Annotated in this window: 21 protein-coding genes; 1 reads left to right on the forward strand and 20 read right to left on the reverse strand. The window is 69.2% G+C overall.

Annotation, left to right across the window (positions count from 1 at the left end; translation table 11 throughout):
- Positions 1 to 154: 154 nt before the first annotated feature.
- The 14 genes from D0B54_RS16715 to rpoE form a co-directional block, all read right to left on the reverse strand.
- Positions 155 to 3,520 carry a UvrD-helicase domain-containing protein gene (locus tag D0B54_RS16715; protein ID WP_162932491.1) on the reverse strand — a complete coding sequence of 1,122 codons (3,366 nt, stop codon included), beginning with the start codon at positions 3,518 to 3,520 and terminating at the stop codon, positions 155 to 157.
- Positions 3,517 to 6,252: a PD-(D/E)XK nuclease family protein gene (locus D0B54_RS16720; protein WP_117292409.1), complete on the reverse strand. Its 2,736-nt coding sequence runs from the start codon at positions 6,250 to 6,252 to the stop codon at positions 3,517 to 3,519. Before D0B54_RS16720 ends, D0B54_RS16715 begins: the two co-directional genes overlap by 4 nt.
- Before the next feature lie 25 nt (positions 6,253 to 6,277).
- Complete coding sequence (gene pdxJ / locus D0B54_RS16725) at positions 6,278 to 7,021, reverse strand: pyridoxine 5'-phosphate synthase (RefSeq protein WP_117295318.1); 744 nt, start codon at positions 7,019 to 7,021, stop codon at positions 6,278 to 6,280.
- A gap of 29 nt (positions 7,022 to 7,050) precedes the next feature.
- A complete protein-coding gene (gene recO / locus D0B54_RS16730; protein ID WP_117292410.1) occupies positions 7,051 to 7,740 on the reverse strand; it encodes a DNA repair protein RecO in 690 nt (229 codons plus the stop codon).
- A 147-nt stretch (positions 7,741 to 7,887) separates the two neighbouring features.
- Positions 7,888 to 8,772 (reverse strand): GTPase Era, encoded by an 885-nt coding sequence (gene era, locus D0B54_RS16735; protein WP_117292411.1) that lies wholly within the window; start codon positions 8,770 to 8,772, stop codon positions 7,888 to 7,890.
- A complete protein-coding gene (gene rnc, locus D0B54_RS16740) occupies positions 8,765 to 9,442 on the reverse strand; it encodes a ribonuclease III (protein ID WP_256365892.1) in 678 nt (225 codons plus the stop codon). Before rnc ends, era begins: the two co-directional genes overlap by 8 nt.
- Positions 9,439 to 9,831, reverse strand: coding sequence for a DUF4845 domain-containing protein (locus tag D0B54_RS16745; protein WP_117292412.1), 393 nt, complete (start codon positions 9,829 to 9,831; stop codon positions 9,439 to 9,441). Before D0B54_RS16745 ends, rnc begins: the two co-directional genes overlap by 4 nt.
- Before the next feature lie 32 nt (positions 9,832 to 9,863).
- Positions 9,864 to 10,640: a signal peptidase I gene (gene lepB / locus D0B54_RS16750; RefSeq protein ID WP_117292413.1), complete on the reverse strand. Its 777-nt coding sequence runs from the start codon at positions 10,638 to 10,640 to the stop codon at positions 9,864 to 9,866.
- 22 nt (positions 10,641 to 10,662) lie between these two features.
- A complete protein-coding gene (gene lepA / locus D0B54_RS16755) occupies positions 10,663 to 12,465 on the reverse strand; it encodes a translation elongation factor 4 (RefSeq protein ID WP_117292414.1) in 1,803 nt (600 codons plus the stop codon).
- 46 nt (positions 12,466 to 12,511) lie between these two features.
- On the reverse strand, positions 12,512 to 12,778 hold the full coding sequence (locus tag D0B54_RS16760) for a glutaredoxin family protein (protein ID WP_117292415.1): 267 nt from the start codon (positions 12,776 to 12,778) through the stop codon (positions 12,512 to 12,514).
- Positions 12,778 to 14,274 (reverse strand): DegQ family serine endoprotease, encoded by a 1,497-nt coding sequence (locus D0B54_RS16765; RefSeq protein ID WP_117292416.1) that lies wholly within the window; start codon positions 14,272 to 14,274, stop codon positions 12,778 to 12,780. The genes D0B54_RS16760 and D0B54_RS16765 overlap by 1 nt, the downstream gene beginning before the upstream one ends.
- Before the next feature lie 110 nt (positions 14,275 to 14,384).
- Positions 14,385 to 15,413, reverse strand: a complete 1,029-nt coding sequence (locus D0B54_RS16770; protein ID WP_117292417.1) for a MucB/RseB C-terminal domain-containing protein — start codon at positions 15,411 to 15,413, stop codon at positions 14,385 to 14,387.
- Positions 15,413 to 16,045, reverse strand: a complete 633-nt coding sequence (locus tag D0B54_RS24380) for a sigma-E factor negative regulatory protein (RefSeq protein WP_162932493.1) — start codon at positions 16,043 to 16,045, stop codon at positions 15,413 to 15,415. Before D0B54_RS24380 ends, D0B54_RS16770 begins: the two co-directional genes overlap by 1 nt.
- 108 nt (positions 16,046 to 16,153) lie before the next feature.
- Positions 16,154 to 16,726: an RNA polymerase sigma factor RpoE gene (gene rpoE / locus D0B54_RS16785; protein WP_117292419.1), complete on the reverse strand. Its 573-nt coding sequence runs from the start codon at positions 16,724 to 16,726 to the stop codon at positions 16,154 to 16,156.
- Between the two features lie 142 nt (positions 16,727 to 16,868).
- Between rpoE and nadB the strand changes: the two genes are divergently transcribed.
- A complete protein-coding gene (gene nadB / locus D0B54_RS16790) occupies positions 16,869 to 18,467 on the forward strand; it encodes an L-aspartate oxidase (RefSeq protein WP_117292420.1) in 1,599 nt (532 codons plus the stop codon).
- 202 nt (positions 18,468 to 18,669) lie between these two features.
- Here the strand turns inward: nadB and D0B54_RS16795 are convergent, their stop codons facing one another.
- From D0B54_RS16795 to sdhA, 6 genes are all read right to left on the reverse strand, one after another.
- Positions 18,670 to 18,969, reverse strand: coding sequence for a hypothetical protein (locus tag D0B54_RS16795; protein ID WP_117292421.1), 300 nt, complete (start codon positions 18,967 to 18,969; stop codon positions 18,670 to 18,672).
- Positions 18,970 to 19,067: 98 nt separating this feature from the next.
- A complete protein-coding gene (locus D0B54_RS16800) occupies positions 19,068 to 20,354 on the reverse strand; it encodes an ammonium transporter (protein ID WP_117292422.1) in 1,287 nt (428 codons plus the stop codon).
- A gap of 221 nt (positions 20,355 to 20,575) precedes the next feature.
- Entirely contained in the window at positions 20,576 to 20,986 is a 411-nt protein-coding gene (locus tag D0B54_RS16805) for a protein YgfX (RefSeq protein WP_117292423.1), read from the reverse strand.
- Positions 20,987 to 20,993: 7 nt separating this feature from the next.
- The gene (locus tag D0B54_RS16810) at positions 20,994 to 21,227 is read right to left on the reverse strand and encodes an FAD assembly factor SdhE (protein WP_117292424.1); all 234 of its coding nucleotides are present in this window, start codon (positions 21,225 to 21,227) and stop codon (positions 20,994 to 20,996) included.
- 29 nt (positions 21,228 to 21,256) lie between these two features.
- The gene (locus D0B54_RS16815) at positions 21,257 to 22,042 is read right to left on the reverse strand and encodes a succinate dehydrogenase iron-sulfur subunit (protein ID WP_117292425.1); all 786 of its coding nucleotides are present in this window, start codon (positions 22,040 to 22,042) and stop codon (positions 21,257 to 21,259) included.
- 20 nt (positions 22,043 to 22,062) lie between these two features.
- Positions 22,063 to 23,856, reverse strand: a complete 1,794-nt coding sequence (gene sdhA / locus D0B54_RS16820; protein ID WP_117292426.1) for a succinate dehydrogenase flavoprotein subunit — start codon at positions 23,854 to 23,856, stop codon at positions 22,063 to 22,065.
- Positions 23,857 to 23,871 lie beyond the last annotated feature (15 nt).

A 23,871-nucleotide genomic window follows, 5' to 3' on the forward strand; every position in this document is an offset into this window, starting at 1 on the left:
CTAGACTAAACAGCTTGACGCTCCGCGAACAAGATTGCGCAGATGACAGGAATATGGCGCGGTTCCCTCGCGGGAGCGGCGCAAGCCGCGATCCTGGCGCAAAAGATCGCGACTTGGGTCGCTCCCAGAAAAGATCAAAGACGTTAGGGGAAGATCAAGGCAATTCGACCCAGCGATGCGCAGGATCGGCCATCAGCGGCAGGTACAGGGCCAGCCGCGGGCTGCTGCCGTCCAGCCCGCGCAAGGCGGCGCGATAGCCCTCGAGTTGCGCACGGTAGCGCTGCAGTTCGGCGGCCAGGAAGGCCTCCATGTTGCCGCCCTCGTGCACGCTGGTCTTGAAGTCCACCACCCAGCGCTGGCCCTCGGCGTCGACGAAGCTGCGGTCCAGCTTGAAGCGGCGCGGCTGGCCGTCGAGCACGGCGGTCAGCTCCCACTCGCTGCGCGCCTGCGCATGGGCCTGCAGCAGCCAGCGGCCGCGCGGGTCCTGCAGCGTGGCCGCCAGCGCCTGCTGCACGCGCTGCCGCGCCGCCTCGCAGCGCGCCGCGGGCACGCCCTCGGCGGCGAGCATCTCGTCCAGATCGGCGGCCATCGCCAGCACCCGCGCCTCGTCCCAGCGCTCCACGCCCTCGCGGGCAATCTGCTGCATCCAGCGGTGATAGGAGATACCGACGGCGCGTGCGGCCTCGCCGGCCCAGTCGAAGGGGATCGGCAGGGCGACGGCGGCACCGTCGGCAGACACCGGGCCCGCCGGCAGCGGCGGTGCGCTCCACTGCGCCGGCAGGCGGCGGATCGCGGGCGGGCGGCGCGGCGCCTCGGATTGGGGCACATGGGCGGAACCCGCCAGCGCGGCGAAGTCCTGCGCCACCGCCGGCCACAGCCGCGCCAGCAGGCTGCGCGACGGCGGCTCCGGTGTCTTGTCGCCCTCGCCTGCCTCCAGCGCGCCCACCAGGTGCAGCGCGCGGCGTGCGCGCGTGGCGGCGACGTAGAGCAGGCGCGCATCCTCGTGCAGCTGCTTCTCGGCCTGCAGGCCGAGTACGAAATCGAAGATCGGATCGTCCTCGTCGCCACTGGCGTGCAGCGGCGCCAGCAGCAGGCGCTCGCCGCCATCGGCGCCGCGGCGCGTAGCCCAGGCCACCAGCGGCCGCGTGTCGCTGCGCGTGCCGCGGCCCAGGCCGGGCACGATCACCACGTCGAACTCCAGGCCCTTGGACTTGTGGATGGTCATCAGGCTCAGGGTCTCGCCGGCCTCGCCGTCGGCACTGGCCTTGAGTTCCGCCAGGGCCAGGTCCAGCGCCTCCAGGTCCGGCAGCTCGGGGCCGCGCGCCAGGCCGTCGAGCCGCGCCAGGAACACCTGCGCGTCGGCCAGGTCGCGCGGCGCGGCGCAGGCGGGGCCGCCCAGCGCCAGCCAGGCCGACTCCACCCAGCGCCGCAGCGGCTTGCGGCCCTGCTGCGCCAGCGCCGGCTCCAGCACCGCCATGCAGCGCTCCAGGCGCGTGCGGCCGTCGGCGGACAGCTGGGCGATGCGCGCGGGATCGCGCAGGCCGGCCAGCATCGGCATGTCGGGCGGCAGGCCCTCCACCAGCGGCAGCAGGTCGGACAGCGCCAGGCCGCAGCAGGGCGCGCGCAGCAGCGCCAGCCAGGCGATGCGGTCGGCCGGGTGCAGCAGCGCGCGCGTCAGGCTGCGCAGGTCCTCGATCGCGGGACGCGCGGCCAGGCCCTCGATGTCCACCGCGCGGTAGGCGATGCCGGCCTCGCGCAGCGCCGGGGTGATCGCCTCCAGGTGGCCGCGGCTGCGCACCAGCACGGCGACGCTGGCCGCGGGGTCGGCAGCATGCGCTGCCCGCACCAGCTCCAGCACCCGCGCCGCCTCGGCGGCGGGCTCGGTGTCGCCCAGCGCATGCACGGTGACGGCGGGCGCCGCGGCGGCGGGCCGGGTCGCCACCGCCCGCGCATGCGCGGCGGCGCCGCGCTCGCGGTCTTCCTGCGCCGGCAGCACCTGCGCGAAGGCCTGGTTGACCCAGTCCACCACGCCGGCTTCGGAGCGGAAATTGCAGGACAGCTGCAGCGCCTGCAGCCGCAGGCTGCCGATGCCCTGGTTGCGCGCGTCCATGAACAGGCCGACGTCGGCATTGCGGAAGCGGTAGATGCTCTGCATCGGATCGCCGACCACGAACAGCGTGCGGCCGTCGTCTCCCTGCCAGCCGGCGGTGAGCCGCGCCAGCAGCTGCCATTGCAGCGCCGAGGTGTCCTGGAACTCGTCGACCAGCAGATGGCGGATGCGGTAGTCCATGCGCAGCGCCAGGTCGCTCGGCCCCTCGGCACCGCCGAGGGCCGCCACCGCCTGGCTCGCCACCTCGGTGAAGTCCACCTCGCCGCGTGCCATGAACACCAGCCGCAGCTGCGTGGCGGCCAGGCGCAGCGTGTCCAGCAGCGCCTGCAGGATCTCCCACTGCGCATCGCTGTAGCAGGGCGGCGGCAGCTGGCGCAGGCCGGCAAGGCGCTGGCACAACCCGGGGACCTCGCGCAGCGCGTCGATCAGCTCCAGGTGCGCCGTACGCGGCGGATCGCGCTCGGCCTTCTCCGCCTTGCTCTTGCCGGCGGGAAAGCCGTTGGTGGCGTTGACGATCCTGCGCCAGTCGCCGTCGCGCTTGAGTACCAGCTCCGTCAGCGCCTGCCAGCCCGCGAGCCCCGCGGCATCGCAGCTCGGCCAGTGGCCGTCGCGCAATGCATGCAGCGGCAGGCCCGGGTTCGCGGCGTGGAGATTCGAGGAGGCGTAGGCGGCGGAATCCAGCCAGGCAATGCGCAGCGGCCGCGGCAGCAGCGCCTCCACCTCCGCCAGGCTGCCGGACACGAACTCCGCCAATGCCGACTCCAGCACCGCGCGCGTGCGCTCGGCGCGGTCGTCGGCCAGCGTGTAGGAGATCCACTGGTCGCGGCGGCCCAGCAGCATCACCAGCTGCGCTTCCAGCAGCGAGCTGCGGTTGTCGAAATGCGCCAGCACGCGCGCCACCGGCGGCGCCAGCGACGGTGAGCTTTCGATCAACTCGATGGTGGCGCGCGCGGCCTCGCGATAGGCCAGCTGCGGATGCTCCGCCACCTGCACGCGGCCGCCGAAGCCCGCGGTCAGCGGCGCCTGCTGCGTGACCTGCGCGCACAGCGCGTCGATGGTGAGGATGCGCAGGCGCTGCGGGTTGTCCTGCAGGCCCCAGCCGCGTTCCTGCGAACGCGCCAGCGCGGCGCGCGCCAGCTGCCAGGTCTCGCGGCGATGCGCGTCGGCCGGCGGCTCGCCGGACTGCGCCTGCTGCACGGCGGCGAAGACGCGGTGACGCATTTCGGCGGCGGCCTTGCGCGTGAAGGTGATCGCCACCACCTCCTCCGGCTCGTCGACGCCGGCCAGCAGCCGCAGCACGCGCTGCGTCAGCAGCTCGGTCTTGCCGGAGCCGGCGGGCGCCTGGACGATGAAGCTGGCGGCGGGGTCGAGCGCGCGTCGGCGCTGCGCCTGGTCGGCGATCTCGCTCACGCCTCGTCCTCCGCCACTTCCGCGACGCTCTCGCGCACACGGCACAGCGCGTGCAGGTCGCAGTCGCGGCAGGTCTGGCGCGGGTGCTTGGGCAGCACCGCCGCCCAGCCTTCGCGCACTTCGCCGGCAACCGTGTGCAGCTGGCCGCGCCAGCGGCCCAGCAGGGCCTCCCAGCCAGTGGCGTCGGCGGTCTGCCTGACCTGGTCCCAGGCGGCGATGCCCGGCGCGATCTCGCCCGCCGCGGCAATGCCTTCGAAGCCGGTGTCGCCCGCATACACGCGGCCGTAAGCCACGCCCAGCACGGCGCTGCCGGTGAGCGCGTAGATCAGCAGCTGCGGCTCCTCGGGACGCTCGTCGGTCCAGGGCAGCTTGCGGCGGGCGCCGGTCTTGTAGTCCAGCACCACCAGGCCGCCGCCATCCAGTTCGTCCACGCGGTCGCGCCGCAGCCGCAGGCGCAGGCCTTCGAACTCCACCTCGCCGTTGCCGCCTTCCTGCTGCTCCGGCGCACGGCCTTCCAGCTCGATCACGCGGAACGGCAGGCGCAGCTTCTCCTGCTCCAGCCAGGCCGCCAGCAGGCGCCGCAGGCGCAGATCCTCCAGCGTGCGCATGGCGGGCCGCAGGCGCTGCGGCGCCTCGCGCAGCAGGCGCGTCAGCGCGGCGTCCACGGCCTCGCCCACGCGCTGTTCCAGCTGCGCCGGCTGCAGCGCCAGCAAGCCCTGCTGGTCGCGCAACTCGCGCCACAGGGTTTCCAGGATTCGGTGCACCAGGTTGCCGCGATCCGCCGCGCTGATGCCGGGGCGCGGCACCTCCAGGCGGCGCGCGCCGAGGCGGTGCGTGGCGAAGCCGCGGAAGGGACACAGCGCCTGGTCGCCGAGCAGCCTCACGCCGCCCTGCACGCGGCCGTCCAGCGGCAACGGCGGCGCCTGCGCATCCAGCAGCGCTTCCAGCGGCGTGTCCTGCTGCGCCAGCCAGGACTGCGGCAGGGCCTGCACCGGCAGCGCCTCGGCGCCCTCCAGCCAGGGCGCCAGCAGCGGGCTCGGCGACAGCGGCCGGTCCTGCTCCTGGCGCGGCCAGGACAGCAGCACCTCCGGCGCCGCCGCCAGCCAGCGCGCGGTCAGGCGGCGGGCGTAGTCCAGCTCCTGTGCGGCGCAGGCATGCGGCAGGCCGCGCTCGCGCTGCAGGGCATAGGGAATGAAGGGATGCGGGCGCACCGCGGCCGGCCAGTGCTCGTCGTCGAAGCCGGTGATCCACAGCGCGTCGAACTCCAGGCCCTCGGCCTCCAGCGCGCCCATCACCTGCACGCTGCTGGCTGGCGACTGCGGCTGGAACAAGGTCTGCTCGGCGATCTCGCGCAGCTGCGCCACCGCCGCCGACCAGGGCACGCGCCCCAGAAACGGCTCCAGCCGGCCCATTTCCGCCAGGCACGCGCCCCAGGCCTGGTGCGCCTGGAACTCCTCGCTGTCCAGCGCGCGCGCGCCGGGCCAGCCGGCGGCCTGCAGCACCGCGCCGATGACGTCCACCCATTCGCCTGCCGTCGCGCGGCGCTGCGGCTGGCGCAGCGCCATCAGGGCGTCGCAGCGGTTGCGCAGCGCGTCCGAGCGCGCGTAGTGGCGCAGCGCCTCCAGGCTGACCTCGACGTGACCCTCCTGGCGCAGGCGCGCGTCGATCGCGGCACGGTGCAGGCGTTCGTCCTCGCCGCCGCCCCAGGCCGGCGAGCACAGCAGCGCGGTGGCGTCGGCATAGGGCAAGGGCTCGTGCAGCCAGCGCAGCAGGCGCAACGCGACCTGCGGCAGGGCCGTGGCCGACAGCGGCTCGCCCAGCGTCAGGTTGTAGGGCCGCGCCAGGCTGTGCGCGTCCACCGCGTCGGCCTGCGGGCAGAGTTGCTCGTCGAACAGGCGCTGCACGGCGGCGCGGCGGCTGCCGAGGTCGGGAACGATCACGCCGATGCGCTGCTGCGGTTGCTCGCGCAGGCGCGCAGCGGCCCATGCGGCGGCGGCGCGCAACTCCTGCTCGGCATCGGCGGCCTGCAGCAGTCGCGGCCGCGGTTCGCAGCCACCCGGTTCCAGTTCTTCCACCGTGCCGCCGGCCGCCTGCAGCGCCGTGACCAGACGCCGCAGCAGGGGCGTGGGCTCGTGGAAGCCGGCCAGCACGACACGGCGCGGCACCGGCACCTGGCCTTCGGCGATGGCGCGCAGCAGCGCCACGCGCCAGCCCTGGGCGTCGATGCGCCCCAGGGCCTGGCAGCGGCGGCGGTACTGCTGCGCCCAGTGATTGAAGCGCTCCACGTCCGGCGTGGTCGCCGGCAGGGGCAGCGGCAATTCGTACTCGTGGACCAGGTCCCAGGCCTCCGCGGCCAGCTGCGCGGCCTCGGCGGCGCGCAGCAGCGGCTGCTCCTGGCGCGTCTCGTCGATCGTCAGCCGCCACAGCAGGCGGCGCTGCTGCGGGCGCAGCAGCTGCGGCAGTGCCCTGCCCTGCTGGCGCAGGTCCAGGCGCACGGCTTCGGCAGCCGTCTGCAGGAAGGCATCCAGCGTCAGGATCTGCGGCGTCTCCCAGGCCAGCAGGCCCTGCGCCTGCGCGGCGCGGGCATGGGTCTCGAACAGGTGCTGCGCCAGGCGGCTGCTGACGCAGAGCAGCGCCGGCGCATCGGCCGGCGCCTGCAGCATGCGCGCCAACAGTTCCGCGGCGCCGGTACGCGGCAGGACATCCGCCGTGTCTGGACTGGCGCGGGTCATGGAAGGATCGGGCTGGGGCCCCGGATCAGGCGCGGCGCGCCTCGGTCATCGCGCGCTTCATCTCCGCGACCGCGGCCGCGAAACCGACGAACACCGCACGCGACACGATGCTGTGGCCGATGTTGAGTTCCTCGATCTCCGCGATGCGCGCGATCGGCGCCACGTTCTGCAGCGTCAGGCCGTGGCCGGCATGCACTTCCAGGCCAGCCTTCTTCGCATTGCGGGCAAAGGCGGCGATGCGCTCCAGCTCTGCCGCCTGCCTGCGACCCCTGGCATCGGCATAGCCGCCGGTGTGGATCTCGATGTGCGGCGCGCCGCTGGCGCGCGTGGCCTTGAGCTGCGCCGGGTCGGCGTCGATGAACAGCGCCACCTCGATGCCGGCCTTGGCCAGGCGCGCACAGGCCTGCTTCACGCTTTCGAGCTGGCCGGCCACGTCGAGACCGCCCTCGGTGGTCAGCTCCTCGCGCTTCTCCGGCACCAGGCAGACATACTTCGGCTTCAGGCGGCAGGCGAAGTCCAGCATGAAGGGCGTGATCGCCATCTCAAAATTCAGCGGCACCGGGCTGACCTGCAGCAGGCGCTCGATATCGTGGTCCTGGATGTGGCGGCGATCCTCGCGCAGGTGCATGGTGATGCTGTCGCCGCCGCTGCTGGCGGCGACCAGGCTGGCCTCGACCGGATCCGGGTAGGACGTGCCGCGCGCCTGGCGCAGCGTGGCGACGTGGTCGACGTTGATGCCGAGGCGGATCGAAGAAAGCTTGCGTGACATGGCGGCGGCCGGCGGCGGTGAAAGGCGAATCATACCCTTGCGCGCAGCTGCCGCAGCAGCTTGGCGGTCTCCAGTTCGCGTCCGCCAAGCTGGCGGCGCACCCGCTCGCGCATCAGGCGCCGCAGCTCCGTGCGCCACTCGCCCTCGCCCGCCGGCTGCTCGTCGCGCAGCGCCAGCAAGGCGCGACCGGAACAGGGTCCGCGAACGTCGGGCACGAAGCCCTCCGCCTCGCTGTAGCCATAGGACAGCGCGGGATCGATGTGCTCCGGAAAATCCAGGCCGTAGCCGATGTCGGCCAGCAGGCGCTTCTCGAACAGGCGCAGCGCGAACTCGGCCTCGGGGCCGGGAAGCGCTGCCAGTGTCTCCACGTAGGCACGCCAGGCATCCGGGTGCGGGTCCTGCCGGTGCAGCAGGCGCAAGAGCAGTTCGTTGAGATACCAGCCGTAGAACAGGCGCTCGCCGGTCAGTTCCGGCACCAGGCCATTGGCCTCCACGCCGGTCATGGCCGCCAGCTCACCGCGCTGGGTCCAGCTCAGCAGCAGCGGGCGTAGGGGCTGCAGCAGGGCGCGGGTCCTGGACTTAGGCCCGCGCGCGCCCTTGGCGACCAGGCCGACGCGGCCGTGGCGCTCGCTGAAGGCCTCCAGCAGCAGGCTGGTCTCGCTATAGGGTTTGGCGCTGAGCAGCCAGGCGGGTTCGAGCTGGACGCGCTCGTGATTCATCCTAGAAACAGCAATCTGGTCCGCAAATGAACGCAAACGAACGCAAATGGACCAACAAGAAACGCTTCCCGCCGAGGCGGCAGCAACAGCCTGCTTCCATTTGCGTTCTTTGCGTTCATTTGCGGACTGCTGATCTTTTCAGGTTCATCAGTCGGGAGTGAGACCGAAGCGCTTCAGCGCCTTGGGATCGTCGCTCCAGTTCTCGCGGACCTTGCACCAGATCTGCAGGAAGATCTTGCGGTCGAGCATGCGCTCCAGGTCGCGGCGCGCGGCAGTGCCGATCTGCTTGAGCGCGGCACCGCCCTCGCCGATCACGATCTTCTTCTGGCCCTCGCGCTCCACCCAGATCACGGCGTGGATGCGGTCGAGGTTGCCCTCGCGCTTGTAGTCCTCGATCTCCACCGTGGTGGAGTACGGCAGTTCCTGGTGCAAGCTGCGGATCAGCTTCTCGCGGATCACCTCGGCCACGGTGAAGCCCAGGTCGTTGCCGGTGACCATGTCCTCGGGATAGAGCGGATCGCCCTCGGGCAAGCGGCTGAACAGCTCGTCGACCAGGCCCTTGAGGTTGGAGCCCTTCTGCGCCGACAGCGGGACGATGAAGGCGAAGTCGCGGCGCGCCGACAGCTTCTGCAGCAGCGGCAGCAGTTTTTCCTTGTCGTCGAGCCGGTCGATCTTGTTGACCACCAGGCCCACCGGCGTGGTCAGGCCCTCGAGACGGCGCAGCACGCCCTCGTCCTCTTCGGTCCAGCGGGTCAGCTCCACCACGAACAGCACCACGTCCACGTCGTGGATGGCACCGGCGGCGGCCTGGTTCATCACCTTGTTGAGCGCGCGCGTTTCCACCTTGTGCAGGCCCGGCGTATCGACGAACACCACCTGGCCGCGCTCCTCGTGCAGCACGCCCTGGATGCGGTGGCGCGTGGTCTGCGGCTTGTGCGAGACGATGCTCACCTTCTGGCCGACCAATGCGTTGACCAGGGTGCTCTTGCCTACGTTTGGTCGGCCGATGACCGACACCATTCCGCTACGCATGTATTTTCGCAATCATCAGTTCGGCCGCGCGTTGTTCGGCGCTGCGGCGGGAAGCCCCTTCGGACTCGGTGAAGGATTCGTTGTCCGGCAACAGGCAGCGTACGGCAAAGCGGCGCGCATGGGGCGGGCCGGACTCGGACAGGATCTCGTAGCGCGGCAGCGGACGGCCATTGGCCTGCAGCTTTTCCTGCAGCCGGGTCTTGGGGTCCTTCAACGACTCGGCGTCGGGCAGGTCGGCCAGCAGCGGCGCGTACAGGCGCTCGCAGGTGGAGCGGGCGGCGTCGAAGCCGCCATCCAGGAAAACCGCCCCGATCAAGGCCTCGACGGCGTCCGCCAGGATCGAATCCCGCCGGAAGCCGCCCGACTTCATCTCGCTCTCGCCCAGCCGCAGCAGGTCGCCCAGTTGCAGGTCGCGCCCCAGCAGGGCCAGGGTCTCCTCGCGAACGAGGCTGGCGCGCAGGCGCGACAGCGCTCCCTCCTCCGCCCGCGGCTGCAGCGCGTAGAGGCGCGCGCCGATGACGAAATTCAGCAGGCCGTCGCCGAGGAACTCCAGGCGCTCGTTGTTGCCGTAGGCGTAGCTGCGGTGGGTCAGCGCCTGCTGCAGCAACGCCGGGTCCCGGAAGTCATATCCGAGACGCCGGGTCAGATCAGTGGTTGCCGGCCCGGTCAAAAACTTGAGCCTGAGCCACCCGACACCTGCACTTCACCCTGGAAATGGATGACGATGAAGATGTTGTAGAACAGCTTCTCGCGCGCTTCGTAGTCGTAGATCAGGAAACGACCACGCTCGTTGCGCCTGAGCTTGATGTCCTTGGGCAGGATGCGGGTGATGTCGTCGATGTCCCAGTAGCGCTGCAACTCGCTGCGCAGGGAAGCGCCGGCGTCGTCGTTCGCCAGGTTGCCACCCGTGGCAACCTTGTTCAACGCGCTCTGCAGCTTGAACTGGTTCATGTAAAGCGGGAAGCACTTGCCGCCGACGATGGCGACGAACGCGATGGTGCCGAAGATGAACAGCAGGCCGAACCAGCCGATACCCTTCTGACGATGACGTAGCTGCATGGATTCCCTCTCCCTGTCCCTTTGAGTTGCCGCTATTTAATCACGGTTCCGATACGCGAGAAATCGACCCGGGTGCGGACGCTGTCCCAGCTCATCCAGATGAAAAAGGCCTTTCCGACCAGGTTCCTTTCCGGCACGGTACCCCAGACGCGGCTGTCCGAACTGCCGTCGCGATTGTCGCCCATGGCGAAGTACTGCCCGGCCGGCACGGTGAATTCGAAGTCATCGGTCGGGCGGTCCGGGTCGACCAGCACGTGGTGATGGACCCCGCCCAGGTCTTCCTGCAGGCGGTAGACCACCCCGGCCGAATGGGGACCCTGCACCGGGAAGGCGCCATCCGGCTCCTGGGCCATGGCCTGGCCATTGATCGTCAGGCGCTTGTCCTTGTAGACGATCTGGTCGCCGGGCAGGCCGATGATGCGCTTGATGTAGTCCTGCCGGGGATCGCGCGGGTAGCGGAACACCACGATGTCGCCGCGCGCCGGCGCGCCGTTGGCGAAGAACTTGGTGTGGAAGGCCGGGTCGCGCAGGCCGTAGGCGAACTTGTTGACCAGGATGAAATCGCCCACCAGCAGGGTCGGGATCATCGAACCGGAGGGGATGCGGAAGGGCTCGGCCACGAAGGAACGCAGCAGCAGTACCGCGGCGATCACCGGAAAGAAGGACTGGCAGAAGTCCACCAGGGCATTGGGCGGCACGCCTGCGGCGCGGCGCGGCGCCAGCACCCACTTGTTCAGGGCCCAGCCGATCCCGGTGAGCAGGGTCGCCGCCGTCAGCAGCACCGCGAAATCGATGTGGAAATCTTCCAAGGTCCGTCGTCCTGTAAAAGCCCTACTTTTTCTTGTCCACGCCCAGCACGGCGAGGAAGGCTTCCTGCGGGATTTCCACGGAGCCCACCTGCTTCATGCGCTTCTTGCCTTCCTTCTGCTTTTCCAGGAGCTTGCGCTTGCGCGAGGCGTCGCCGCCGTAGCACTTCGCGGTCACGTCCTTGCGCAGCGCCTTGACCGTGCTGCGGGCAATGATCTTGGAGCCGATCGCCGCCTGGATCGCGATGTCGAACATCTGGCGATGAATGACCTCCTGCATCTTCTCGCAGAGGTCGCGGCCGCGGTTGTAGGAATTCTCGCGGTGCACGATGGTGGCCAGCGCGTCGACCTTGTCGCCGTTGACCAGCACGTCCAGGCGCACCAGGTCGGCGGCGCGGAACTCCAGGAATTCGTATTCGAAGGAGGCGTAGCCGCGCGACACGCTCTTGAGGCGGTCGAAGAAGTCGAGCACCACCTCGGCCATCGGCATCTCCACCTCCAGCTGCACCTGCGAGCCGAGGTAGCGCAGGTTGCGCTGCACGCCGCGCTTCTCCATGCACAGCTGCATCACCGGGCCGACGTAGTCGGGCGGCATCAGCACGCGGGCGACGATGATCGGCTCGCGGATTTCGTCGATGTTGCCCGGCTCCGGCAGCTCCGCCGGGTTGTCGACCTTGCTGGTCACGCCCTGCGTGGTCAGCACTTCGTAGACCACCGACGGCGCGGTGGTGATCAGGTTCAGGTTGTACTCGCGCTCCAGGCGCTCCTGCACGATCTCCATGTGCAGCATGCCGAGGAAGCCGATGCGGAAGCCGAAGCCCAGCGCGGTGGAGTTCTCCGGCTCGAACTGCAGCGCCGAGTCGTTGAGGCGCAGCTTCTGCAGCGACTCGCGGAAATCCTCGAAGTCCTCGGCGTCGATCGGGAACATGCCGGCGAACACGCGCGGCTGCACCTGCTGGAAGCCCGGCAGCATGTCCGTGCAGGGGGCGGAGGCGCGGGTCAGCGTGTCGCCGACCGGGGCGCCGAAGATGTCCTTGATGCCGGCGATGATGAAGCCCACTTCGCCGGTTTCCAGCTGGTCCTTGAACACGCGCTTGGGCGAGTGCACGCCCATCATCGTGATCTCGTAGTCCTTGCCGGTGGACATCACGCGGATCTTCTCGCCCTTGCGGATCGAGCCGTTGACGATGCGCACCAGCGACACCACGCCCAGGTAGTTGTCGAACCAGGAATCGACGATCGACGCCTGCAGGCGTCCGGCAGGGTCGCCCTTGGGCGCCGGCAGCTGATGCACCACGGCCTCGAGCACCGCCGGCACGTTGAGACCGGTCTTGGCGGAGATGCGCAGGGCATCCACGGCGCTGATGCCGATGACCTGCTCGATCTCGTCCGCCACGCGTTCCGGCTCGGCGTTCTGCAGGTCCACCTTGTTCAGCACCGGCAGCACTTCCAGGCGCTGCTCCAGCGCGGTGTAGCAGTTGGCCACCGACTGCGCCTCGACGCCCTGCGAGGCATCCACCACCAGCAGCGCGCCCTCGCAGGCCGCCAGCGAGCGCGAGACTTCGTAGGAGAAGTCGACGTGCCCCGGGGTGTCGATGATGTTGAACTGGTAGATCTCGCCATCCGCCGCCTTGTAGTGCAGCTGCACCGCCTGGGCCTTGATGGTGATGCCGCGCTCGCGCTCGATCGGGTTGTTGTCGAGGATCTGCTCGGTCATCTCGCGCAGCTCGAGTCCGCCGGTGAGCTGGATGAAGCGATCGGCCAGCGTGGACTTGCCGTGGTCGATGTGCGCGATGATGCAGAAATTGCGGATGTTTTCTTGTTTCATGGGGGATTGCGGCGATGGGCCGCCAGCGAGGCCGCGCAGTATATAGCTAGAGCGCCCCCGAGGCCCCTAGGGCGGCGCCGACCCTTTCCGGGTCGAACCGCCCTTCGCTCAGGACCTGGCCCGATTCGCCCAGCAGTACCGGGATGCGCAGGCCATAGGCCTGTTTCCAGTCCGGCCGGGAGTCCACGTCGGCCCGCTCCAGCTCGAAGCGCCCGGGGCCGAATTCGGCCAGCAGATCCTCCTCCAGCTCGTCGCAGAGGCAGCAGCCCGGCCGCGACAGCAGCAGCAATCGCGTCCTGCCGGGGGCGGGCATCACGGCTTCTTGCCGGGCGCCGCCGGCACGTCCAGGGCCAGGAACAGCGGCGCACCGCGGCGCTGCACCAGCAGCGGCACGGTCTGGCCCGGGGTCAGGCGGCGGGCCACCTCCTCGTAGCGGGCCGGGCTGCCGACCTCCTGGCCGCTGATCTGCAGCAGCACGTCGCCGGCACGCACGCCGGCACGGGCGGCAGGGCCGTCGCGGGCCTCCGCGACCATCACGCCGACACCGCCGCCGCCCAGCTGGGCGTCGCGGCGCTCGGCATCGGTCAGCGGGCGCACGGTCAGGCCCAGGGCACCGCTGGCCGGTGCCGGCTGGGGACCCGGCGGGTTGGCGCCGGGGGCCTGCTCGTTGAAGGCATGGTCGGCCTCCGGCTGCAGCACGCCCACGGCGACCTTGAGGCTCATCTGCTTGCCCTCGCGCAGCAGCTTGATCTCGGCGCTCTCGCCCGGATCGGTGATGCCCACCATCGGCGGCAGCGCGGTGGAGCTGGCCAGTTCGATGCCGTTGTAGCTCAGGATGATGTCGCCGGCACGCAGGCCGGCCTTCTCGGCCGGGCTGCCGGGCATCACGCGCGCCACCAGCGCCCCCTCGGGCTTGTCCATCTTCATGGAGATCGCCAGGTCGCGGTCGACCTCCTGCACCACCACGCCGAGCCAGCCGCGCTTGACCCGGCCATGCTCCTTGAGCTGGCCAGCGACCTTGGCGGCGACGTCGATGGGGATCGAGAACGACAGGCCCTGGTAGCCGCCGGACTGCGAGTAGATCTGCGAATTGACGCCCACCACCTCGCCCTTGAGGTTGAACAGCGGGCCGCCGGAGTTGCCGGGGTTGATGGCGACGTCGGTCTGGATGAAGGGCACGTACTGCTCGGTGATCAGGCTGCGGCCCTTGGCCGAGACGATGCCGGCGGTGACCGAGTAGTCGAAGCCGAAGGGCGAGCCGATCGCCAGCACCCATTGCCCCGGGCGCAGCTTGCTGGCGTCGCCGAGCTTGACCGCCGGCAGGTCCTTGGCGTCGATGCGCAGCAGCGCCAGGTCGCTGGCCTCGTCGCTGCCCACCACCTGGGCGGCAAACTGGCGGCGATCCAGCAGGCGCACGATCACTTCCTTGGCGTCGCGCACCACGTGATAGTTGGTGACGACGTAGCCGTCCTTCCACAGGATGAAGCCCGAGCCCAGCGACTGCGGGGTGTTGTCCAGCGGCGGCTCGTCCTCGGCGCCCTCGCCCTGGTGTTCCTCCAGGAACTTCTTGAACCAGTCGGGCGCGCCTTCCAGGTTTTCCGGCTCGCTTTCGCCGTTGGGCAGGCTGGCGGCGGCATCGCCGGTCTGTTCGGCGACCACGGTGCTGATGTTGACCACCGAGGGCGACACCTGCTCGACCAGGTCCGCGAAGTCCGGCGCGCCGACCACCTCCTCCCCGCGCTTGCAGGCGGACAGCAGCACAACGACCGCAACCGCGGTCAGCCGCAGGGACGGGGCGGCAATACGCATCGAAAACTCCGGGCCGGACAGTGCAAAAATGCGGGGCAACGCGAATTTCAAAGGAAAATCAAAGGAAATTCAAACTTGCCCGCCTTTGGCCGGGCACCGCGGCAGGGGTTTCAGGGCGCCGGCGTCGCCGCTGCGGCCTGGACGCTGGTCGTCACGGCCGGCCTGGCGCCGTCGCCGATCATGCGCACGGTCTCCTGCGGCGCCTCGCCCACCACGGTGACGTGGAAGCTGCCGACCATGCGGCGGTAGGCGTGCATCGTGCCCATCTGCGACACGCTCTGGGCCTGCACCTGCACTCCGGGGGGCGGCGCGGCGCGGCGGGCGCTGAACACCGAGATCGCCGACAGGCCGTCCGACAGCACCAGGTGCTCCACCATGCCCTGCCCGTTGGGGGTGGGGCGCAGCTCGCGGAAGGCCACGCGGTAGCCGGGCGGCAGGCGGTCCAGCTTCAGGCCGGCCGAGCCGGACACATTGGCCACGCCGGCCGGGGGCAGCGGCGGGTTTTCGATCATCTGCACCACCTGGCGCGTCTCGCCGGGGCGCAGCTGCGGCCGGAAGGCCGCGTCGGGGATGGTCGCCGGGAAATCGATCTCGGTGAACATCATCTGTTCCAGCACCGTGCCGTCGCGGCCGATCAGGCTGACCTTGAGCGGCACCGAGCTCTGCTGGTCGGCCCAGATTTCGTAGCCGTAGCGGAACTGGTCGCGCGGGGCGATCGCCAGGCCCTGGCAGTTGCGGCCGGCAACGCGGGCGGTGCCCAGGTCCTTGAACTCGTAGACCTGGGAAATCTGCTGCAGGCGCTCCGGGCTCAGCGCCGGGAACAGCGCCTTGGGCGTCGGCAGGTTCATCGTGAGCTTGCGATCCTTCGGCAACAGGCAGATGACCTTGTTGTTTTCCTTCAGGATTTCGCGCAGGTCGCCGTTCAGGGACTGGACCCGCTCATGCTCCGTGCCTTCCTTGAAACGATGCGTCACACGCATCGTCTCGAGCATGTCGTCACCGCGGTAGACGATCACGCCCTGGTAGTTGCTGCTGCGCGCCGCCTCGCCGATCCGCACCAGGAAATCGGCAGGGTCGGCTGCAAAGGCCGCCGGGGCTGCCGCCAGTGCCAGTGCTCCGAGGAAGGCGCGGCTGCGCATCAGCGCTGCTCCTCCGCCTGCGGGCGGTAGACCGCGTTGTGCGCGGCGAAGCGGGCATAGGACAGGGTGCCGCCCATGCCGCGGCTGGCCGCGGTGTTGCTGTGTTCGATCAGGTAGTTCGACAGGTCATCTTCCTGCAGCTGCTGGATCTCGGCGGCGCTGGCCGAGACCGCGCGCAGGCCCTGCGGGCGGCCCGAGGGCAGCGGCAGCGAGACCGGGGCGGTGACCGAGGCCGGGGAGAATCCGCCGGCACCGCCGGGAATGCTGCCAGCCTGGTGACCCTGCGGCAGGGCCACCAGCACGGCGGCCGCACCGAAGGACGCAGCGGCAGCGAAGCCAGCCAGGGGCTTCCAGCGTGCCAGCACGGCACCGCGGCCGGCGCGGCGGCTGTCCAGGTCCACCAGCTTGTCGCTGGCCGGCACCGGTGCCTCGTCCAGGCCCGCCATCACGCCGGCACAGATACAGGCCTGGTCCCTGGCGATGCGCGTTCCTTCGCGCGCCTCCCGCGACAGGCACAGGCGGCTGTACGCCTGCTTCATCCCGGGCGAGCGATCCAGCTGGTCCAGCAGCCGGTCCAGCTCGGCGGGGGTGCATTCGCCGTCGAGCAGGGCGGAAAGGGTTTCTTCAGACATTTGGGCGCTACCTGGCTACCTGAATATAAGCTTAACCGCTGCCAGGGGAAAAAGTTCCCTGGGTTCCGACGAAGGGGTTTGCTGCACTTTGCATGAAGACTGGAATTCCTACTCGATCAAGGGCTTGATCACGGCGTCAATCGCCTCACGGGCACGGAAGATACGCGAGCGCACGGTGCCGATGGGGCATTCCATGATCTCGGCGATTTCCTCGTAGGACAGGCCGTCCAGCTCGCGCAAGGTGATCGCCTTGCGCAGGTCGGGCGGCAGGCTCGAGATCACCTCGGCGACCTTTTGCTTGATTTCCTCGGTCAGCAGCTGGGCCTCGGGGGTATCGACATCACTTAGATGCTCGGTGTGCCCGTACAGTTCCGCATCGGCAATGTCGATGTCGCTGCCCGCCGGACGGCGGCCGCGCGACACCAGGTGGTTCTTGGCGGTATTGATGCCGATGCGGTACAGCCAGGTGTAGAAGGCGCTGTTGCCCTTGAAGCCGTTGAGCGCGCGGTAGGCCTTGATGAAGGTTTCCTGCGCCACGTCGGGCGCGTCGCCGTCGCCCACCAGTCGTCCGACCAGCTGGATGATCTTGTACTGGTACTTGCGGACCAGTAGCTCGAAGGCGCGCTTGTCCCCCTGTTGCGCGCGAGCGACCAGCTGTTCGTCAAGTAGTTCTTCGCTCATTCCACATCAGGCCCACGCGCCCGCCCCTTTCGACAAGGGTGGTGCGAACGGCTAAGTTAGACCCCAAAATCAATGGCCGTCTGCCCGAAGGCTGCGACCGCGGCTGTTTTCGACACGAATTTGCGATTCTAGCATCCCCCACATGTCCCATACCGAAGTCCTCGTCCTCGGCAGCGGTGCGGCCGGCCTGTCCCTGGCCCTGCGCTTGGCCCAGGCCGGCCGCAAGGTCTGCGTCGTCTCCAAGAGCCAGCTCAGCTCCGGCTCCACGCTCTGGGCCCAGGGCGGCATCTCGGCGGTGCTCGACGCCGCCGACTCCCTGGAAAACCACGTCTCCGACACGCTGGTGGCCGGCGCCGGCCTCTGCGACGAGCCGGCGGTGCGTTTCACCGTCGAGCGCGGCCCCTCCTGCATCCACTGGCTGCTCGAACAGGGCGTGCAGTTCACCCTCGACGAGGACGACCCCGGGCGCGGCCTGCACCTGACGCGCGAGGGCGGCCACTCGCACCGGCGCATCGTGCATGCCGCCGACGCCACCGGCCGCGCGGTGGAGACCACCCTCGCCTCCCTGGTCGCGGCCCACCCCGGCATCACCGTGCGCGAGCGCAGCGTCGGCGTGGACCTGATCGTGGACCCCGCCAGCAAGCGCGTGCAGGGCGCCTACCTCTACGACCGCGAGAGCGGCCAGGTGGAAGCCGTGGCCGCCAAGGCGGTGGCGATGTGCACCGGCGGCGCCAACCAGGTCTACCTCTACTCCAGCAACCCCTTCGGCGCCTCCGGCGACGGCATCGCCATGGCCTGGCGCGCCGGCTGCCGCGTGTCGAACATGGAGTTCATGCAGTTCCACCCGACCTGCCTGTACCACGAGGAATCGCGCAACTTCCTGATCAGCGAGGCGCTGCGCGGCGAAGGCGCGCTGCTGCGCCTGCCCAATCCGGATGGCACGGCCGGCGAGCGCTTCATGCCGCGCTTCGACTCGCGCGCCGAACTGGCGCCGCGCGACATCGTCGCCCGCGCCATCGACCACGAAATGAAGCGCCTGGGCCTGCGCCACGTGCTGCTGGACATCACCCACAAGTCGCCCGAATTCATCAAGAGCCACTTCCCCAGCATCCACGCGCACTGCCTCGAACTGGGGCTGGACATCACCACCGACCCGATCCCGGTGGTGCCCTCCGCGCACTTCACCTGCGGCGGCGTGCTGACCGACCTGCGCGCCCGCACCGACGTCGATGGCCTCTATGCCATCGGCGAGGTCGCCTGCACCGGCCTGCACGGCGCCAACCGCCTGGCCTCGAACTCGATCCTGGAATGCCTGGCGTTCGCCGCCGCCGCCGCCGAGGACCTGCTGGCGACCCTGGACCAGCGCGAGCTGCCGCAGGGCCTCAAGCCCTGGGACGAAAGCCGCGTCACCGACTCCGACGAGGACGTCGTGGTGTCGCACAACTGGCTGGAACTGCGCACCTTCATGTGGGACTACGTCGGCATCGTGCGCACCACCAAGCGCCTGGAGCGCGCGCAGCACCGCGTCGAACTGCTGGCGCGCGAGATCCAGGAGTACTACGGCAACTACCGCATCACCGCGCACCTGCTGGAACTGCGCAACCTGGTGGTCTGCGCCGACCTGATCGTGCGCTCGGCGCTGTCACGCAAGGAATCGCGCGGCCTGCACTACACGCTGGACTATCCGCATACGCTGGCGCGGGCGATGCCGACGGTGCTGGAGGGGCGCAAAAGCGCCTGACTTCTGTCCCCTCGCCCGCTTGCGGGAGAGGGTGGCCGTAGGCCGGGAGAGGGCGCTGTAACTCGCGCTGGAGTTGGCTAGCCCACCTTTTACAGAAACCCTCTCCTCGGCAACTGCTCCTGCGTTGCCCTACCTCGGGCATCCATGCCCTCGCCTGCCCCTCTCCCGCAAGCGGGAGAGGGGTTCAATCTCAACATCACCGCTACCGCAACGACCCCGTGTACTTCCCCAGCGCCGGCGGCGCCGCCGGCGCGTCCGCCGCGCCCTTCGCGGGCGTCGCCGAGGCCGCCACCATCGCCCGGGGGCGGCCGAACATCACTTCCTCGAAGCGGTCCGCCAGGCGCATCAGCTCGTCGTCGCCGCCCGTGCGCGCCATGCGCACGATCTCGCGGGCGTACTCCATGTTCTGCGTCATCCACATCGCATCGGTAATGCGCCCGGTGCAATGCCGCAGCCGCACGTACAGACGTGTCGCCAGGGCCAGCTTGTCACCGTCGGTCATCGAAAACCCTCCTGTTCCAGCTGCAGCCGGTCGCATCGCGACCGGCGCAGCCCCCCACATGCCGCCCTCTGCTGCCATGCCGGAATCCTCCCGCCGCCCTAGACGATGCGTTCGCCATGCAGGGCCAGGTCGAGGCCGGCCTGTTCCTCATCGCCGTTGACGCGCAGCCCGAAGGTGAAGCGGATCAGCAGCAGGATCATGATGGTCATGCCGGCGCTGTAGAACAGCGTGGCGAAGGCACCCAGGGTCTGCACCACCATGCTGGCGTCGGCCCCGGAGATCGCCTTGCTGGAGAACACGCCGGTCAGCAGGGCGCCGACCAGGCCGCCGACACCATGGATGCCGAACACGTCCAGCGAGTCGTCCGCGCCGAGCAGGCGCTTGAGGCCGGTGGCACCCCAGTAGCAGAGGATGCCGGAGGCGGCACCGATCGCCAGCGCCCCGGGCACCTCGACAAAACCGGAAGCCGGGGTGATCGCCACCAGGCCCGCGACCGCGCCGGAACAGGCGCCGAGCAGAGAGGCGCGCCGGCGGATCACCCATTCCACGCCCATCCAGGTCAGCACTGCGGTGGCGGTGGCCACCTGGGTGACCAGCATCGCCATGCCGGCGCGGCCGTCGGCCGCCACCGCCGAACCGGCGTTGAAGCCGAACCAGCCCACCCACAGCAGCGAGGCGCCGATCAGCGTGAACGCCAGGTTGTAGGGAATGAAGGGCTCGCTGCCGTAGCCGCTGCGGCGGCCCAGCATGTAGGCGCAGGCCAGGCCCGCGGCACCGGCATTGATGTGCACCACGGTGCCGCCGGCAAAGTCCTGTGCGCCGAGCTTGGCCAGCCAGCCGTCCGGCGACCACACCCAGTGGGCCACCGGCGCGTAGACCAGCAGCGACCAGGCCGCCACGAACAGCAGCATGGACCCGAACTTCATGCGCTCGGCGAAGGCGCCGGTGATCAGCGCCGGCGTGATGATCGCGAAGGTCAGCTGGTACATGATGAAGACCGATTCCGGGATCGTCGGCGCGATCGGGCTGATGCTCAGCTGGCCGGCCTCCTTCAGGTACTTGAGCTGTCCCAGGAACAGCTGGTCCAGGCTGCCGATGAAGGGGGAGCCGGGGGTGAAGGCCAGGCTGTAGCCGATCACCACCCACAGCACCGTGACCAGGGCGGTCACCGCGAAGCTCTGCAGCGTGGTCGCCAGCACGTTCTTCTTGCGCACCATGCCGGCGTAGAACAGCGCCAGGCCCGGAATCGTCATCAGCAGCACCAGCGCCGTCGAGGCCAGCATCCAGGCCGTATCACCGGCGCTGATCTGGTCGAAGGCCACCATCGTCGGCTCTGCCGCCGCACTGCCGGCATAGGCCAGCCCCGCCACCAGGGCGAACAGCATGCCCACCCTGTCCCATCTGGAATTCCCGATCACGATTCAGCTCCCTTTCCTTTCCGCGCCAGACGCTGGTGCGGACCTCTGGGATTCGGCATGCACGGGGAATGCCAACTGCGTTGCAGACAGATAGTGGATAGTGGTTTGCAGATAGTAGAAAACGAAAAAAGCCCGCTGGAAGCGGGCTTTAACCACTATCTACTATCTAAAAACTACGATCTGAGCCGTCAGGCTCCCGCGCAGGCGAAGGACATCAGGCGGGCGCGCAGGCGGCGCAGGGGGTCGGCGCCCAGTTCGTCGCCGAGCACCACGCGGGTGCGGCGCTTGCCGGACTTGAGGCGGAAGTTCAGCACCATCAGCCGCGAGTGCACGCAGCTGTTGCCCAGCAGGTCGGCCTCGGCCTTGTGGCCGGCACTGTCCACCACCAGCCACTGGCCGTCGGCCTGCCACACCAGGCGCACCAGGGCGCGGTGGCCGAAGCCGAAGGCGGCATGGCGCCGCAGCCACAGCCAGGATGCGCCGAAGGCGGCCGCCAGCAGCATCATGGGCCAGCCAGGCGACATCGCCGCCAGGACCAGCGCCAGGGCCAGCAGGTGCAGGATGAACAGGAAGCGATGCGCCCGGAAGGACGGGCGCAAGTTCAGGTCAGTAGTAGCGGCAAAGCTGTTTGACGACATCGGCATAAATCTCGGGAGGCTGCTCGTAACCCATGGCCCAGGCCCAGAGATCCGGGTCCTCGGTGGTTTGCAGCATCTGGATGAAGATGGCTCGTTCGGCCTCCGTGGCCACGGGCCAGCGATGCGCGTAATAGCGCTCCGTCAGGACGTCCAGTTCCTTCATGCCGCGGCGCAACAGCCAGCGCAGCTTGCCTTCTTCCATGGTGAATCCGCCGTGGGTGGCCAGGTCGATCAGACCCGGCGCTCCACCAGCATCTTCTTGGTTTCGGCAATCGCCTTGGCCGGGTTCAGACCCTTGGGGCAGGTCTTGGCGCAGTTCATGATCGTGTGGCAGCGGTACAGCTTGAACGGGTCTTCCAGCTCGTCCAGGCGCGAACCGGTGGCCTCGTCGCGGCTGTCGGCCAGCCAGCGGTAGGCCTGCAGCAGGATCGCCGGACCGAGGTAGCGGTCACCGTTCCACCAGTAGCTCGGGCAGCTGGTGGTGCAGCAGGCACAGAGGATGCACTCGTAGAGGCCGTCGAGCTTGGCACGGTCCTCTTCGGACTGCAGGCGCTCGCGCGTCGGCGCCGGCGAGTCGGCCTTGAGCCAGGGCTCGATCGAGGCCAGCTGGGCGTAGAAGTGGGTCAGGTCGGGGACCAGGTCCTTCACCACCGGCATGTGCGGCAGCGGGTAGATCACCACCTCGCCCTTCACTTCTTCGCAGGTCTTGGTGCAGGCCAGCGTGTTGGTGCCGTCGATGTTCATCGCGCAGCTGCCGCAGATGCCTTCACGGCAGGAGCGGCGGAAGGTCAGCGTGGCGTCCGCCTCGTTCTTGATCTTGATCAGCGCGTCCAGGACCATCGGGCCGCAGCTGGCCATGTCCACCTCGTAGGTGTCCATGCGCGGGTTGGCGCCGGTGTCCGGGTCATACCGGTAGATCTTGAAGTTGCGGATCTTCTTCGAGCCTTCCGGAGCCTTGTGGTGCTTGCCGGCGGACTTGTCGATCTTGGAATTCTGCGGGAGCGAGAACTGTGCCATGACGTGGATTCCTTGAGCGATCAGTACTTGCGGGCAACCGGCGGGATGTGTTCCACGTCGTTGTCCAGCGGCTGCATGTGCACGGGGCGGTAGTCGATCTTCACCTGCTTGTCGCCGGTGCGCCACGCCACGGTGTGCTTCATCCACTGCTCGTCTTCGCGCTTCTGGATGTCGTCGCGGGCGTGGGCGCCGCGCGATTCCTTGCGGTTCTCGGCACCGACGATGGTCAGCAGAGCCTGGCCCAGCAGGTTGTCCAGTTCCAGCGTCTCGCAGAGGTCCGAGTTCCAGATCATGGAGCGGTCGGAAACCTTGACGTCCTGGGTGAAGTTGTCGATCACGCCGTTGAGCTTGACGATGCCTTCCTGCATCAGCGGACCGTCGCGGAACACCGCGCAGTGCTTCTGCATGGTCTTCTGCATGTCCAGGCGGATCTTCGCGGCGGGCGTGCCGCCCTTGGCGTTGCGGAAGCCCTCGAGACGCGCCAGCGCCTTCTCTTCGGAAGCGCCGGAGATCTTGCGGTGCGTGGTGCCCGACTTGACCAGCTTGGCGGCCTGGATCGCGGCAGCGCGGCCGAACACCACCAGGTCGAGCAGCGAGTTGGAGCCCAGGCGGTTGGCGCCGTGCACCGACACGCAGGCGGCTTCGCCCACGGCCATCATGCCCGGCACCACGGAATCGGGATTGCCGTTCTTCAGGGTCACCACTTCGCCGGTGTACAGCGTCGGGATGCCGCCCATGTTGTAGTGCACCGTCGGCACGACCGGGATCGGCTCCTTGGTGACGTCGACGCCGGCAAAGGTCCTGGCCGACTCGGAGATGCCCGGCAGGCGCTGGTGCAGCACCTCGGGACCGAGGTGCTCCAGATGCAGGTGGATGTGATCGGCCTCGGAACCGACGCCGCGGCCTTCGCGGATTTCGGTCGCCATGGCGCGGCTCACCATGTCGCGCGGCGCCAGGTCCTTCACGGACGGGGCATAGCGCTCCATGAAGCGCTCACCCTTCTGGTTGGTAAGGTAACCGCCCTCGCCACGCGCACCCTCGGTGATCAGGCAGCCGGAGCCGTAGATGCCGGTGGGGTGGAACTGCACGAACTCGAGATCCTGCAGCGGCAGGCCGGCACGCAGCACCATGGCGTTGCCGTCGCCGGTGCAGGTATGGGCCGAGGTGGCCGAGAAGTAGGCGCGGCCGTAGCCGCCGGTGGCCAGGATCGTCTGGTGGGCGCGGAAGCGGTGCAGCTTGCCGGTGGCCAGCTCCCAGGCGAGTACGCCGTGGCAGGAGCCGTCCTCGTCCATCAGCAGGTCCAGCGCGAAGAACTCGATGAAGAACTGCGCGCGGCACTTCAGGCTCTGCTGGTACAGCGTGTGCAGCATGGCGTGGCCGGTGCGGTCGGCGGCGGCACAGGTGCGCTGGGCCGGCGGGCCCTTGCCGAAATCGGTGGTCATGCCGCCGAACGGACGCTGGTAGATCTTGCCTTCCTTGGTCCGCGAGAACGGCACGCCGTAGTGCTCGAGCTCGATGATCGCGGGGATGGCCTCGCGCGTCATGTACTCGATCGCGTCCTGGTCGCCGAGCCAGTCGGAACCCTTGACGGTGTCGTAGAAGTGCCAGCGCCAGTCGTCCTTGCCCATGTTGGACAGCGCGGCGGAGATGCCGCCCTGCGCCGCCACGGTGTGCGAGCGCGTCGGGAACAGCTTGGTGATGTTGGCCGTCTTCAGGCCGGCTTCGGCCAGGCCCAGGGTCGCGCGCAGGCCGGCGCCGCCGGCTCCGACGACGATGGCGTCGTATTCGTGATGAACGATCTCGTATGCGGACATTCTTGTTATCCCGGA

The sequence above is a fragment of the Solimonas sp. K1W22B-7 genome (assembly GCF_003428335.1).
GTDB lineage: Bacteria > Pseudomonadota > Gammaproteobacteria > Nevskiales > Nevskiaceae > Solimonas_A.

What these genes read in the sequence shown, in the direction of transcription:
- D0B54_RS16720 (WP_117292409.1), bottom strand. Translation starts at nt 6,252, where the DNA reads ATGACCCGCGCCAGTCCAGACACGGCGGATGTCCTGCCGCGTACCGGC.
- pdxJ (WP_117295318.1), bottom strand. Translation starts at nt 7,021, where the DNA reads ATGTCACGCAAGCTTTCTTCGATCCGCCTCGGCATCAACGTCGACCAC.
- recO (WP_117292410.1), bottom strand. Translation starts at nt 7,740, where the DNA reads ATGAATCACGAGCGCGTCCAGCTCGAACCCGCCTGGCTGCTCAGCGCC.
- era (WP_117292411.1), bottom strand. Translation starts at nt 8,772, where the DNA reads ATGCGTAGCGGAATGGTGTCGGTCATCGGCCGACCAAACGTAGGCAAG.
- D0B54_RS16745 (WP_117292412.1), bottom strand. Translation starts at nt 9,831, where the DNA reads ATGCAGCTACGTCATCGTCAGAAGGGTATCGGCTGGTTCGGCCTGCTG.
- lepA (WP_117292414.1), bottom strand. Translation starts at nt 12,465, where the DNA reads ATGAAACAAGAAAACATCCGCAATTTCTGCATCATCGCGCACATCGAC.
- D0B54_RS16760 (WP_117292415.1), bottom strand. Translation starts at nt 12,778, where the DNA reads ATGCCCGCCCCCGGCAGGACGCGATTGCTGCTGCTGTCGCGGCCGGGC.
- D0B54_RS16765 (WP_117292416.1), bottom strand. Translation starts at nt 14,274, where the DNA reads ATGCGTATTGCCGCCCCGTCCCTGCGGCTGACCGCGGTTGCGGTCGTT.
- D0B54_RS16770 (WP_117292417.1), bottom strand. Translation starts at nt 15,413, where the DNA reads ATGCGCAGCCGCGCCTTCCTCGGAGCACTGGCACTGGCGGCAGCCCCG.
- D0B54_RS24380 (WP_162932493.1), bottom strand. Translation starts at nt 16,045, where the DNA reads ATGTCTGAAGAAACCCTTTCCGCCCTGCTCGACGGCGAATGCACCCCC.
- rpoE (WP_117292419.1), bottom strand. Translation starts at nt 16,726, where the DNA reads ATGAGCGAAGAACTACTTGACGAACAGCTGGTCGCTCGCGCGCAACAG.
- nadB (WP_117292420.1), top strand. Translation starts at nt 16,869, where the DNA reads ATGTCCCATACCGAAGTCCTCGTCCTCGGCAGCGGTGCGGCCGGCCTG.
- D0B54_RS16795 (WP_117292421.1), bottom strand. Translation starts at nt 18,969, where the DNA reads ATGACCGACGGTGACAAGCTGGCCCTGGCGACACGTCTGTACGTGCGG.
- D0B54_RS16800 (WP_117292422.1), bottom strand. Translation starts at nt 20,354, where the DNA reads ATGCTGTTCGCCCTGGTGGCGGGGCTGGCCTATGCCGGCAGTGCGGCG.
- D0B54_RS16810 (WP_117292424.1), bottom strand. Translation starts at nt 21,227, where the DNA reads ATGGAAGAAGGCAAGCTGCGCTGGCTGTTGCGCCGCGGCATGAAGGAA.
- D0B54_RS16815 (WP_117292425.1), bottom strand. Translation starts at nt 22,042, where the DNA reads ATGGCACAGTTCTCGCTCCCGCAGAATTCCAAGATCGACAAGTCCGCC.
- sdhA (WP_117292426.1), bottom strand. Translation starts at nt 23,856, where the DNA reads ATGTCCGCATACGAGATCGTTCATCACGAATACGACGCCATCGTCGTC.